Annotated in this window: 10 protein-coding genes; 7 read left to right on the forward strand and 3 right to left on the reverse strand. The window is 70.9% G+C overall.

Annotated features, from left to right (window positions below):
- The first annotated feature begins 18 nt into the window (after positions 1-18).
- From Sdia_RS04830 to trxA, 7 genes are all read left to right on the forward strand, one after another.
- Positions 19-2,382 carry a DUF6049 family protein gene (locus tag Sdia_RS04830; RefSeq protein WP_189500060.1) on the forward strand — a complete coding sequence of 788 codons (2,364 nt, stop codon included), beginning with the start codon at positions 19-21 and terminating at the stop codon, positions 2,380-2,382.
- A gap of 48 nt (positions 2,383-2,430) precedes the next feature.
- Positions 2,431-4,608, forward strand: coding sequence for a murein biosynthesis integral membrane protein MurJ (gene murJ, locus Sdia_RS04835; protein WP_100457445.1), 2,178 nt, complete (start codon positions 2,431-2,433; stop codon positions 4,606-4,608).
- Between the two features lie 109 nt (positions 4,609-4,717).
- Positions 4,718-6,415, forward strand: a complete 1,698-nt coding sequence (locus tag Sdia_RS04840) for a protein kinase family protein (RefSeq protein WP_100457444.1) — start codon at positions 4,718-4,720, stop codon at positions 6,413-6,415.
- A 27-nt stretch (positions 6,416-6,442) separates the two neighbouring features.
- Complete coding sequence (gene sigM, locus Sdia_RS04845; protein ID WP_100457443.1) at positions 6,443-7,159, forward strand: RNA polymerase sigma factor SigM; 717 nt, start codon at positions 6,443-6,445, stop codon at positions 7,157-7,159.
- 5 nt (positions 7,160-7,164) lie between these two features.
- Positions 7,165-8,388 carry an RsmA family anti-sigma factor gene (locus Sdia_RS04850; protein WP_189400390.1) on the forward strand — a complete coding sequence of 408 codons (1,224 nt, stop codon included), beginning with the start codon at positions 7,165-7,167 and terminating at the stop codon, positions 8,386-8,388.
- A 266-nt stretch (positions 8,389-8,654) separates the two neighbouring features.
- Positions 8,655-9,626, forward strand: a complete 972-nt coding sequence (gene trxB / locus Sdia_RS04855; RefSeq protein WP_115068953.1) for a thioredoxin-disulfide reductase — start codon at positions 8,655-8,657, stop codon at positions 9,624-9,626.
- Positions 9,627-9,683: 57 nt separating this feature from the next.
- Positions 9,684-10,028 carry a thioredoxin gene (gene trxA, locus Sdia_RS04860; RefSeq protein WP_100457441.1) on the forward strand — a complete coding sequence of 115 codons (345 nt, stop codon included), beginning with the start codon at positions 9,684-9,686 and terminating at the stop codon, positions 10,026-10,028.
- A gap of 124 nt (positions 10,029-10,152) precedes the next feature.
- On the opposite strand, the gene Sdia_RS04865 is transcribed toward trxA, so the two are convergent.
- From Sdia_RS04865 to Sdia_RS04875, 3 genes are all read right to left on the reverse strand, one after another.
- On the reverse strand, positions 10,153-10,770 hold the full coding sequence (locus Sdia_RS04865; protein ID WP_100457440.1) for a GNAT family N-acetyltransferase: 618 nt from the start codon (positions 10,768-10,770) through the stop codon (positions 10,153-10,155).
- Positions 10,771-10,983: 213 nt separating this feature from the next.
- The gene (locus Sdia_RS04870; protein ID WP_115068952.1) at positions 10,984-12,111 is read right to left on the reverse strand and encodes a ParB/RepB/Spo0J family partition protein; all 1,128 of its coding nucleotides are present in this window, start codon (positions 12,109-12,111) and stop codon (positions 10,984-10,986) included.
- Positions 12,108-13,184 (reverse strand): ParA family protein, encoded by a 1,077-nt coding sequence (locus tag Sdia_RS04875; protein WP_100457438.1) that lies wholly within the window; start codon positions 13,182-13,184, stop codon positions 12,108-12,110. The genes Sdia_RS04870 and Sdia_RS04875 overlap by 4 nt, the downstream gene beginning before the upstream one ends.
- Positions 13,185-13,257: the final 73 nt, after the last annotated feature.

The following is a 13,257-nucleotide window of genomic DNA, read 5'->3' on the forward strand; positions in this document are numbered from 1 at the left end:
CGAGGGACGGACGAGCGCGTGGCCGAGGCGGCAGACATCCCGAGGACCGGCCCGTCAGCTGCCCGCCGGTGGCTCGGCCGGGGCGCGGCCCTCCTCGCCGGCACGGCCCTTCTCGGCGGGCTGTTGCACCTCCCCGCCGCACAGGCCGCTCCGGTCCCGCAGGCACCGGCGACCGACGCTCAGGCACGTACCGCGCAGCCGGTCTCCGTCTCCCTCGACTCGTTCAGCCCCGCGGCCCCGGTCGAGGGCGACCGCCTGACGATCACGGGCACGGTCACCAACCAGAGCAAGCGGGCGATCACCGATGCCCACGTCGGCCTCCGGGTCGGCCCGGTCCTCAACGGGCGCAGCGCCATCGACCACGCGGCCCGCCGTGACGGCTTCTCCCCGGGTGCGGACGGTCTGGAGATCGACGAGGAGTACGCCCAGGAGATCGACTCGCTCGCCGCGGGCCGCTCCCTGCCGTTCCGCCTCTCGGTGCCGGTCGACGACCTCGATCTCGATGGCAACGGCATCTACCAGCTCGGCGTCTCGTTGAGCGGGAAGACCGCCGCCCAGCCCTACGAACAGGTGCAGGGCATCGAGCGGACCTTCCTGCCGTGGCAGCCGAAGGCCGCCGGGGGGCAGACCTCGCTGACGATGCTGTGGCCGCTCATCTCCACCCCGCACCTCACCGCGGAGACCGACACGGACGAGGAGCAGACGCCGATCTTCGAGGACGACAACCTCGCCGCGGAGCTGGCCCCGGGCGGCCGGCTGGAGCGCATGGTCGCCCTCGGCCGGGAGCTCGACATCACCTGGGTCGTCGACCCCGACCTGCTGGCCTCCGTCGACGCGATGCGCGACGGCTACCGGGTGCGCAACGCGGACGGCTCCACCCGGCCCGGCGGCGAGCAGGGCAGGAAACTCGCCACCGACTGGCTCGCCGCCGTGGAGAGCGCGGTGGCGGGCAAGAAGATCGTCGCCCTGCCCTACGGGGACCCCGACATCGCCTCGATCGCCCACCGGGGCAAGAACGTCTCCGGATCCCTGGGCCGGCTGAAGGACGCCACCGACGTGGCCGCCAGCACCGTGGAGACGATCCTCCACGTCAAGCCCAGCACCGACTTCTCCTGGCCGGTGGAGGGTGCGGTCACCCCCTCGATCATCGACGTGGCGACCTCGGCGGGCGCACGGAACGTCATCGCCCGCAGTGACAGCATGCGCGAGGCCGGGAGCCTCACCTACACCCCGTCGGCTGCCCGGCCGATCGGGGGTGGGACGACGGCCGTGGTCGCCGACGACCGGCTCTCCACCCTCTTCCAGGGCGACATGACGAAGGCCGGCAACGCCACCCTCGCCGTCCAGCGGTTCGTGGCCCAGACACTCATGACGACGCTCCAGGACGAGGGGAACGAACGCAGTCTGGTCGTCGCCCCGCAGCGGATGCCCACCGCCAGCCAGGCCCGCACGATGGCGGAGGCGCTGGAGGCCCTCGACGACGAACGGTGGAGCACCCCGCAGAACCTGACGGCGGCCGCGAAGGCCGACCCCGACGCGCGCGCCACGGCCCGGGTGCCGGGCAACGGCTCGTACCCCGAGGCGCTGCGCAAGCAGGAGCTGCGGAAGGCGGCGTTCGAGGAGATAAAGGAGACCCAGGACAAGCTGGACCGTTTCAAGGTCATCCTCACCAACCAGGACCGGGTGGTGCCCCCCTTCGGCCGGGCCGTCGACCGCGAGATGTCCACCTCGTGGCGGGGGCTGCCCAAGGAGGCGGAGCAGTTCCGCTCCGTGGTGTCGAGGTACCTGAACCAGCTGATCGGGAGCGTGCAGCTGATCGAGAAGAGCGAGGCGAAGCTCTCCGGTCACAGCGCCACCATCCCGGTGACCGTGCAGAACAACCTGCTCCAGGGTGTCGACAAGCTGGTGCTGCGGCTGGAGTCCTCCAAGCCGACCCGGCTCAAGATCGGCGAGGGGCGCTACCAGGACCAGCCGGTCAAGGTCTCCGGCGGCCACAGCCAGTCGGTCAAGTTCACCACCACCGCCAACGCCAACGGCCCCGTACCGGTCTGGGCCCAGCTCTACACCGAGGACGGGCGGGCCTACGGCGCCCCGATCCGCTTCGACGTGAACGTCACGGAGTTCACGCCGACGGTGATGCTGGTCCTCGCGGGCGGCGTACTCTTGCTCGTCCTCGCCGGATTCCGGATGTACACCCAGCGCAAGCGGCAGGCGCGGGAGCTGGAGGCGGAGCAGGGCGGGGCGCCGGGCGATCCCGGGCCCGGCACGGCGGACGAGGGACCGGACGTGGACGGGGGGCCCGGGCAGCCGGGTGACCACGGACCGGACACCGCTCCCGAAAGCCCGGCCCCGTCCGGCCCGGGTGAGACAGTGGACCGCTGAGCAATGTCGTGGCCCGTGGGCCCGGGGACGATGAGGTGGGGTTAGACCATGAACGCGCCGTACAACGGTGACCGTGGCCAGCGCGCGGACGGCTCGGGGCCGCAGGGCGACCGGCCGGCCCCGCCGGAGCCCGGCGGACCCACGGGAGACGGGTTTCCCCAGCAGCCCGGGCCCGACCCCTACCTCCAGCACGCCTACGAGCAGGACCCGTACCGCGCGCACGACCTGAGTGCCCAGGACCCGGTCGGAGAGGCCCTCTACGACCGGGCCTCCCACCCCCCGCCCGCCGGCGCTCCCCAGGCCCCGATGTACGGCCCGCCCCAGCCGGAGCAGCCGACCCCCGACCCCCGGCTCTGGGCCCAGGCGCCCGCGCCGGAGCCCGCGGGACCGGGCAAGCACCTCCCGTACGGCGACGCCACCGGAACGACGCAGTTCGTGGGGGTGGACGACCTGGTGTCCCGGGCCGGTGAGGAGCGCCACGAGCCGGACGCCTTCGCCCACCTCTACAAGGACCAGCAGCAGAGCGGCGGAGGACGACCGCCCGCCGATCCGCCCCCGCAGGCCGAACCCGAGCCGGAGCCGGCCCCGAAGAAGCAGGGCAAGGCGGCCTCGCTGCTGAAGTCCAGCGCCATAATGGCCGCCGGCACCATGGTCTCCCGGCTGACCGGCTTCGTCCGCTCGCTGGTCATCACCGCGGCGCTCGGCGCGGCTCTCCTCGGTGACACCTTCACGGTCGCCTACACCCTGCCGACGATGATCTACATCCTCACCGTCGGCGGCGGTCTGAACTCCGTCTTCGTCCCGCAGCTCGTGCGGGCGATGAAGAACGACGCCGACGGCGGCGAGGCGTTCGCCAACCGGCTCCTGACCCTGGTGATGGTGGCGCTCGGCGCCATCGTGGCCGTGGCGGTCCTCGCGGCGCCGCTCCTGATCAACCTGATGTCCGACCCCGTGGCCAGCGATCCCGACGCCAACCGGGTCGGCATCACCTTCGCCCGCTACTGCCTGCCCACGATCTTCTTCATGGGCGTCCACGTGGTGATGGGCCAGATCCTCAACGCCCGCGGCAAGTTCGGCGCGATGATGTGGACCCCGGTCCTCAACAACATCGTGATGATCACCACCTTCGGCCTCTTCATCTGGGTCTACGGCACCTCCGCCACCTCGGGCATGACGGTGGCGACCATCCCGGACGAAGGGGTGCGGCTCCTCGGCATCGGCACCCTGCTCGGCCTGGTCGTCCAGGCACTGGCGATGATCCCCTACCTGCGCGAGACCGGTTTCCGCTTCCGGCCGCGGTTCGACTGGAAGGGCCATGGGCTCGGCAAGACCGTCCGCCTCGCCAAGTGGACCGTCCTCTTCGTCCTCGCCAACCAGGCCGGCGTCATCGTCGTCACCCAGCTCGCCACCCTCGCCGGCACCGAGACGAGCGTCGAGGGCACCGGCATCCTGGCCTACTCCAACGCCCAGCTCATCTGGGGCATGCCGCAGGCGATCATCACCGTCTCGGTCATGGCCGCCCTGCTGCCCCGCATCTCGCGCGCGGCCAGCGACAACGACGTGGGCGCCGTCCGCGACGACATCTCGCAGGGCCTGCGCAACTCCGCCGTCGCCATCGTCCCGATCGCCTTCGGCTTCCTCGCCCTCGGCCTGCCCACCGCCACCCTGCTCTTCTCCTCCGCCGGACTCGAGGCCGCCCACTCGATGGGCTACATCCTGATGGCCTTCGCCCTCGGCCTCATCCCCTACTCCGTGCAGTACGTCGTGCTCCGGGGCTTCTACGCCTACGAGGACACCCGCACGCCCTTCTACAACACGGTGATCGTCGCCGCCGTCAACGCCGCCGCCTCCGGCGTCTGCTACCTGGTCCTCCCCGCCCGCTGGGCCGTGGTCGGCATGGCCGCCTCCTACGGCCTCGCCTACGCGGTCGGCGTCGGGGTGGCGTGGAAGCGGCTGGCCAAGCGGCTGGGCGGCGATCTGGACGGCGCGCACGTGCTGCGGACCTACGCGCGGCTCGTCGGCGCGGCGATCCCCGCCTCCCTGCTCGGCGGCGGCCTCTCCTTCCTCCTCATGCGCCTGCTCGGCAGCGGCGCCCTGGGTTCCCTGGCCGCGCTGGCGGGCGGCGGTGCGGTGCTGCTGGCGGTCTTCTTCTTCGTCGGCCGCAAGATGCGGATCAACGAGATCAACTCCCTGGTGGGAATGGTCCGCGGGCGTCTGGGACGCTGAGAGCGCACAACCATCAGCGCTGCCCGCGTGTCGTGCATAGCGACCGACTGTGGGCACAATTGGGTTTGGCGTCGTACGGAGTGCAACGGATGGGGAGGCAGGAACGACGGTGGCGGATCGGAGCACGGCTGCCGTCGACGTGGCCGACACCAGTGGTGAGGAACCGCTGACCGCCAAGGCGGGCGCGTCCACGGGCGACGGGAAGTCCCGGGAGCGGGAAACGGCACCCCAGAGCAGAGAGGAGACCGATCGGGCGGGCAGCTCCGCCACGGTCTCGGCCCCCGAGCTGCACAGCGGGCACAAACTCGCCCGGCGCTACCGGCTGGAGGAGTGCCTCACCCGTCTGGACGGTTTCAGCAGCTGGCGAGCGGTGGACGAGAAGTTGCGCCGTGCCGTCGGAGTGCACCTGCTGCCGGCCGACCACCCGCGTGCCCGCTCCGTGCTGGCCGCCGCCCGCTCGGCGGCGCTCCTGGGCGACCCGCGCTTCGTCCAGGTCCTCGACGCCGTCGAGGAGGACGAGATCGTCTACGTGGTCCACGAGTGGCTGCCGGACGCCACCGAGCTGACCGCGCTCCTCGCCGCCGGCCCTCTGGAGGCGCACGACGTCTACCAGCTGGCCCAGCAGATCTCCCAGGCCATGGCCGCGGCCCACCGCGAGGGCCTCTCGCACCTGCGGCTCAACCCGGGCGCCGTCCTGCGCACCTCCACCGGCCAATGGCGCGTCCGCGGCCTCGCGGTGAACGCCGCGCTCCGCGGCATCGACGTCGACAGCCCCCAGCGCACCGACACCGAGGCCATCGGCGCCCTCCTCTACGCCGCCCTCACCCAGCGCTGGCCCTACGAGGACGACGCGTACGGCCTCTCCGGGCTGCCCAAGGGCATGGGGCTCATCGCCCCCGACCAGGTGCGGGCAGGCGTGCACCGGGGCCTCTCCGAACTGGCCATGCGCGCCCTGGCCAACGACGGCTCGACCGCCTCCCGCCAGGAGAGCCCGTGCACCACCCCGGACGAGCTGGTGCGGGCCATCGCCGAGATGCCCCGCATCCGACCGCCCGAGCCGGTCTTCACCGCACCGCCCGAGTACCAGCGGACCAGCTACCAGCAGGGCTCATACGGCCGCCCGGCACCGCACGCCGCGCAGACCGCGCCGGTGATCGTGCCGCCGCCCCCGTTGCAGAGCCGGACCGGCAAAGCGCTCAAGTGGGGAGTGGCCGCTCTGCTGATCGCCGCTCTCGGCCTCGGCAGCTGGCAGCTTGCCGACGCGCTGATGAACCGCGACGCCCCCCAGCAGCCCGAGACCTCTCAGCCGGTGGACACCACGGACGAGAAGCCGGAGATCGCCACCCACAAGATCACCGGTGCCGCCGAGTACGCGCCGGACGGTGCCCCGCAGAACGCTGACTCCGTCGGCAACACCTACGACGGTGACAGCTCCACGTACTGGCGCTCCCGGAGCTTCGTGGACGGTCCGCGACTGGCTCCGTACAAGCAGGGCGTCGGCATCGTCTACGACCTCGGCGCGGAGAAGGACGTCTCAGCGGCGTCGATAGGTCTGCGCTACAGCGGCGACCGCACCACGGTCGAGCTCTACGCGGCCGACTCCCTGAGTTCCGGCACCCCGGTCGGGTCCATGAAGAAGATCGGCACCGCCACCACCCGGTCCACCACGGCGAAGGTCGAGGCCAAGGAGGCCGTCAAGACGCGGTACGTCGTGGTCTGGCTGACCCACGTCCCGCAGGCGCCGGGGGATCAGTACAGCGGCTCCGGGTACAAGCAGGCGATCACGGATGTGAAACTCAGGGGCTGAGCGGAGCTCTGGGGGGAGGGTTCCACGGTGGACGAAGCCATATCCGGGGCGCCGGACGACGCCGAACTGCTCGCCGCCCATGTCGGCGGCGACCCGGACGCCTTCGGCGAGCTGGTCAGGCGCCACCGCGACCGTCTCTGGGCGGTGGCGATCCGGACCCTCGGCGACCGTGAGGAGGCGGCCGACGCCGTCCAGGACGCCCTGGTCTCCGCCTACCGCCGGGCACACACCTTCCAGGGTCGCTCGGCGGTGACCACCTGGCTCCACCGGATCACCGTCAACGCCTGCCTCGACCGCGCCCGCAAGTCAGCCTCGCGCCGCACCTCCCCCATGGACGACCCGGAGCGCCTGGAACGAGTGCTGGAACCGCACGAGTCGGCCGCCGCCCCGGCCGAGCGCGGCGACGTACGGCGCCAGCTCGCCGAGGCCCTCGCCACCCTCGCCCCCGATCAGCGGGCTGCTCTCGTCCTCGTCGACATGCAGGGTTACCCGGTGGCGGAGGCGGCCCGCGTCCTGGGGGTGCCCGTCGGCACCGTCAAGAGCCGGTGCGCCCGAGGCCGGGCGCGCCTGCTGCCCCTCGTCACCCATCTGCGGACGGACTCCGCGCCGCCGGACAGGGATAACAGCGCTGCTGGTGGGGGAAGGAACCGGACGCAGGGGGCATCCGTCCCACCAGCGGCGGGCCCGAGAGATACCGGGCCGGCGAATTCGGCTGCCCTGAAGGGCGGAGGTGGGCGAGCGTGACATCCATGACCGACGCGACCGGCGACGCCGGGCACCCGGACGTGGCGGAGATCTCCGACCTCGCCGAGGGGCTGCTTGCCCCGCCGAGGAGCGGCGAGGTCCGCTCCCATCTGGATGCCTGCGCGCTCTGCGCGGACGTCCGCTCCTCCCTGGAGGAGATCCGGGGCCTGCTGGGCACGCTGCCCGGCCCCACCCGGATGCCGGCCGATGTCGCGGGACGCATCGACGCGGCCCTGGCCGCCGAGGCGCTCCTCGGGACCATGGAGCCGGAGGCCGGGGAAGCGGCGGCCGGACGAGGAGCGGGCGGGCCACAGGATTACTCCGCCTCGGAAGAGCAGCCCCGCCTCGCGACGGCGGAGGCGGAGGCGGACGAGGACACCGCCGACGCCGAGCGCACGGAACCCGTTGTTTCACGTGAAACAACGGCGGCCGATGTTTCACGTGAAACATCGCGTGAAACGGTCGCCGCGGAGACCACCTGCTCATCCTCCGGTGCCACAGATCCGACAGAATCCGCCGCAGCCTCCGGCGGCACGGATTCGGCAGAGGCCGCGTCGCCCGAAGCGAGCCCGGCTCAGGACCGGCTCACGTCACCCTCCTCGCCCGGCGCCTTGGGCCGGGGCGGAGTCAGGCGGCCCGGCCGGCCCGAAGGGCACGCACGCGGAGCCACAGGCCCGGGTCGTCAGGCCGGAGGCAGGGGCAGGCGCCGACGCCTCGTCCTCTCCTCGGTACTCGCGGCAGCCGCCATCGGGCTGGGCGCCGTCCTGGTGCCCGCGCTCACCGGTGCCGACTCGGATGGTGAGGCCGGCACCGCGTCTTCCGCGAACTCGGGACCGGTGTACTCCGACCGCGCCCTCCAGGGCCAGGTCTCCGCACTGCTGTCGGGCAAGGAGACGGGCGGCGGGCGGGAGGAGAAGCGGGAGCCGGGGGCCGGGAAGGACGATTCCTCGCTGGGCGTCCAGTCCAGCCCCGAGACGCCGGAACTCAACGAACCCCTGATGGCCCCCGGGCCTGAGCTCCCGCCCTGTGTGGAGCGTGCCGTCGCGGGAACCGAGCCCGCTCTCGCCCTGGAGCGGGGCCGCTACCGGGGCACCGACGCCTTCCTCGTCGTCCTGCCCGACCACCGCGACGATGCTCGCGTCACGGCCTACCTGGTCGATGCCGGCTGCGTGGACGCCGGAGACAAGGCCGGCGAGATTCTGCTGACCCGGACCTATCCCCGGAGTTGAAGCTCGGCTCCACCGACGGGCTGAGCACTCGCCGCTCTTCTTCGCCCAGCCGGGGGACGGGCTCCTTCGGGACCCCGCTTCTCACGCCTTCCGCCGGGCAGTCCTGCCGCCCTCGACGAGACGCCGACGAGCTGTGCCCGTGGCCAGCGTGGGAGGCGGGCGGTGCGGGAATGCACGGTGCGTAGGATCGGTTGGGTGGGGTGAGAGCCCCGGCAGGGATCAGGCCCCTGGCAACGCAGCAGTCCCCAGAGACGAGGAATCAAGCCGTGACCGACGTCCGTAACGTGATCATCATCGGCTCCGGGCCGGCCGGCTACACAGCCGCGCTCTACACCGCACGCGCATCCCTCAAGCCGCTGGTCTTCGAGGGCGCCGTCACCGCGGGTGGAGCCCTGATGAACACCACCGAGGTGGAGAACTTCCCCGGCTTCCAGGACGGCGTGATGGGCCCCGAGCTCATGGACAACATGCGCGCCCAGGCCGAGCGCTTCGGCGCCGAGCTGGTCCCGGACGACATCGTCTCGGTTGACCTCTCCGGCGAGATCAAGACGGTCACCGACACCGCCGGCACCGTGCACCGCGCCAAGACCGTCATCGTCACCACCGGCTCGCAGCACCGCAAGCTGGGCCTGCCGAACGAGGACGCTCTCTCCGGGCGCGGCGTCTCCTGGTGTGCCACCTGCGACGGTTTCTTCTTCAAGGACCAGGACATCGCGGTCATCGGCGGCGGCGACACCGCGATGGAGGAGGCCACCTTCCTCTCGCGCTTCGCCAAGTCGGTCACGATCGTCCACCGCCGGGACAGTCTGCGGGCCTCCAAGGCCATGCAGGAGCGTGCCTTCGCCGACCCGAAGATCAAGTTCATCTGGGACAGCGAGGTCGCCGAGATTCACGGCGATCCGAAGCTCACCGGCCTGACCCTGCGCAACTTGAAGAGCGGCGAGACCGAGCTCCTCCCGGTGACCGGCCTCTTCATCGCCATCGGCCATGACCCGCGCACCGAGCTGTTCAAGGGCCAGCTGGACCTGGACGCCGAGGGCTACCTGAAGGTCACCGCTCCCTCGACCCGCACCAACGTCACGGGCGTCTTCGCCGCCGGCGACGTGGTCGACCACACCTACCGTCAGGCGATCACCGCCGCCGGTACCGGCTGTTCCGCGGCGCTCGACGCCGAGCGCTACCTCGCCACGCTGGCCGACACCGAGGGCCACGAGAAGACGCAGATCGTCACCGCCTGAGCCACGGCTCGACAAGCTTCCTCCCCACACGCCCCCACCAAGACTAAGGAGCCCACAGTGGCCGGCACCCTGAAGAACGTGACCGACGCCTCCTTCGAGCAGGACGTCCTCAAGAGCGACAAGCCCGTACTCGTCGACTTCTGGGCGGCCTGGTGCGGCCCGTGCCGCCAGATCGCCCCGTCGCTGGAGGCCATCGCCGCGGAGCACGCTGAGCAGATCGAGGTCGTGAAGCTGAACATCGACGAGAACCCGGAGACCGCCGCCAAGTACGGCGTCATGTCGATTCCGACCCTCAACGTGTACCAGGGCGGAGAGGTCGCCAAGACGATCGTCGGCGCCAAGCCGAAGGCCGCCATCGTGCGCGACCTCGACGAGTTCATCGGTGAGGGCGCCAAGGGCTGAGCCCAGGCGCACCGGCGATGTTTCACGTGAAACATCGCCCCGACGTTTCACGTGAAACATGGCCACCCCTCGGGGTGGCCATGTTTGTTCTGTGCCCCGTGCCGTACCGCGATCCGCCCCCTCACTAGAGCGGCCGGGGAACGGGGTCCTTCTTCACGGCGCCGAGAAGGCGATCGAGGGCCTGCTCCATGTCCTCCTTCCAGGAGAGGGTGGCCCGCAGCTCCAGCCGCAGCCGGGGGTAGTGGCGGTGCGGCCGCACCGTTTTGAAGCCCACGGCGAGGAGGTGATCGGCGGGAAGCAGGCAGGCCGCGTCGCGCCATCGTGCGTCACCGAACGCCTCCACCGCCCTGAAGTCGCGACGCAGCAGGTCCTTCGCCACGGTCTGCACCAGGACACGGCCCAGCCCCTGGCCCCGGTAGGCGGGCAGCAGCCAGCCCGTCATGAGCTGGACGGCGTCCGGGGCCACCGGGCTGGTAGGGAAGGCGAGCGAGCGGGGGACGTAGGCCGCCGGAGCGTAGAGGGCGAAGCCGACCGGGATGTCGTCGACGTAGACGATGCGGCCGCACGAGCCCCACTCCAGCAGGACGGCGGAGATCCACGATTCCTTCTCTGCTGCCGCCCGCCCCTCCCTGACCGCGGCCTCACCACGGACCGGGTCGAGTTCCCAGAAGACGCAGGAGCGGCACCGTGCGGGGAGCGCTCCGAGGTTGTCCAGGGTGATCGGTGCGAGACGTCGCCCCATACCGGCCGCTCCTCTCCTTGGCCCACCACGCCGTGGAGTACCGCGTGGTCGCCACCCGGCGCGCCCCGTCACAGCGGGCGGAGACACCGGGCATCGGCGCCCTGTGCATCGTAGCCATCGGACTTACGCGCGGTCAGGAGCACAAAGTAGGAGCGGGCCGTGTTCCGGTCGATTCCGGAACACGGCCCGCTCAAGACAGGCGAGGCAGATCCGTCAGTCGGTCTCCCGGCCCTCGCCATCAGCGGGACTCGCGGCGTTCGACTCGCCAGACCCCTCGGCATCCTTGGTCTCCGCGCTCCGGAGCACCGGTCCTTCCTCGGGAGCCAGCGACTGGAGAATGCGCTGGAGGTCGTCCATCGAGGCGAACTCGACGACGATCTTTCCCTTCTTCTGCCCCAGGTCGACCTTGACCCGCGTCTCGAACCGGTCGGAGAGCCGGGTGGAGAGTTCACTCAGGGCGGGGGAGAGTCGAGAGCCGGCGCGAGGTCCCTTGGACCGGGCGGGCGCCGCCTGCCGGGACCCCATCAGCGTCACGACCTCTTCCACGGAACGGACCGAGAGCCCCTCGGCCACGATGCGCAGGGCGAGCCGCTCCTGTTCCTCGGCATCCTCCACCGAGAGAAGCGCGCGGGCGTGACCTGCGGTCAGCACCCCGGCCGCGACCCGGCGCTGGACCGCCGGTGTCAGCTTCAGCAGGCGCAGGGTGTTGGACACCTGCGGACGCGAGCGGCCGATACGGTCGGCCAACTGGTCATGGGTGCAGTTGAAGTCCTGCAACAACTGGTCGTAGGCGGCCGCCTCCTCCAGTGGGTTGAGCTGGGCACGGTGGAGATTCTCCAGCAGCGCGTCGAGGAGAAGCTTCTCGTCCTCGGTGGCACGCACGATCGCGGGGATGGCATCCAGGCCCGCCTCTCGGCAAGCACGCCACCGTCGCTCTCCCATGATCAGCTCGTACCGACCATTGCCCAGCTGGCGGACGACGACCGGCTGGAGGAGGCCGACCTCCTTGATGGAGGTGACGAGTTCAGCGAGGGCGTCCTCGTCGAAGATCTCCCGGGGCTGGCGCGGATTGGGGCTGATGGAGTCCAGCGGCAGCTCGGCGAAGTGGGCGCCGACCGGGCTCGGGGGAAGCTCGTCCGCGGAACGCGGCGATGTTTCACGTGAAACATCGCCGCTCGGAATCCCCGTCACCTTCGCGGCGGCGATCCCGCGTTGCGCGGTGAGGACCGGTGCGGACCCGGTGGCCGGGCCGCCTTGAGCCGGCGTGGACTTCTCCGGTGTAGGCGCTGCGGGAATCAAGGCTCCCAGGCCCCGCCCCAGGCCCCTTCGTCGCTCGCTCACTGCATTCCCTCCGCCATGTTCTGCTGCTCGTTGGGCGCGGCCAGCTGGTTGTGCTGCGCCTCGTAGTGGATTCCGACTCCGCGCAGGGCAATCTCCCGTGCCGCCTCGAAGTACGAGAGCGCGCCGCTCGACCCCGGATCGTAGGTGAGCACGGTCTGCCCGTAGCTCGGTGCCTCGGAGATGCGGACGGAGCGGGGGATGCTCGTCCGGAGGACTTCCTTGCCGAAGTGACCGCGGACCTCTTCGGCGACCTGCGAAGCGAGTCGCGTCCTGCCGTCGTACATGGTGAGCAGGATCGTGGAGACGTGAAGCGCCGGGTTGAGATGGCCTCGGACCAGTTCGACGTTGCGGAGGAGCTGGCCCAGCCCTTCCAACGCGTAGTACTCGCACTGGATGGGGATGAGCACCTCGGCTCCCGCGACCAGTGCGTTGACCGTGAGCAGGCCGAGGGAGGGCGGGCAGTCGATCAGGACGTAGTCGAGCGGCTGCTCGTACGACTTGATGGCGCGCTCCAGGCGACTCTCCCGTGCGACCAGCGAGACGAGTTCGATCTCCGCACCGGCGAGGTCGATCGTGGCCGGTGCGCAGAAGAGGCCCTCGACGTCCGGCACAGGCTGGACCACCTCCGAGAGCGGACGGCTGTCCACCAGGACGTCGTAGATCGACGGCACTTCGGCGTGATGGTCGATCCCCAGCGCGGTGGAGGCGTTGCCCTGCGGGTCGAGGTCGATGACCAGGACTCGGTTGCCGTGCAGCGCCAGCGAGGCCGCGAGGTTGACCGTCGTGGTCGTCTTGCCCACGCCGCCCTTCTGGTTGGCGACCACCATGACCCGGGTCTGTTCGGGGCGTGGCAGACCTTCTCCGGCACGGCCCAGCGCCTGCACACCCAGATGGGCGGTGTGAGCGATGGGGGTGTCGTCCATCGGCGGCGGTGTTTCACGTGAAACATCCGCCCCCACTGTTTCGACACGGGGACCGGGGACCGGATCGGTCATCGGTCCCGCGATGTTGGCGTCGGACCGCAAGGATTCACTCTCCTCGACTTCAGACTCGCAATGAACAGAGCGTGCCATGGTTTCGGGTGCGGGAACCAGCGGGGCCCGTCGTTCTGTGGATGAATCCGCCTCTGTGGACAACTTCGTGACC

Origin of the sequence: Streptomyces diastaticus subsp. diastaticus, assembly GCF_011170125.1 — a bacterium.
In the GTDB taxonomy this organism is placed as follows: Bacteria; Actinomycetota; Actinomycetes; order Streptomycetales; family Streptomycetaceae; genus Streptomyces; species Streptomyces diastaticus.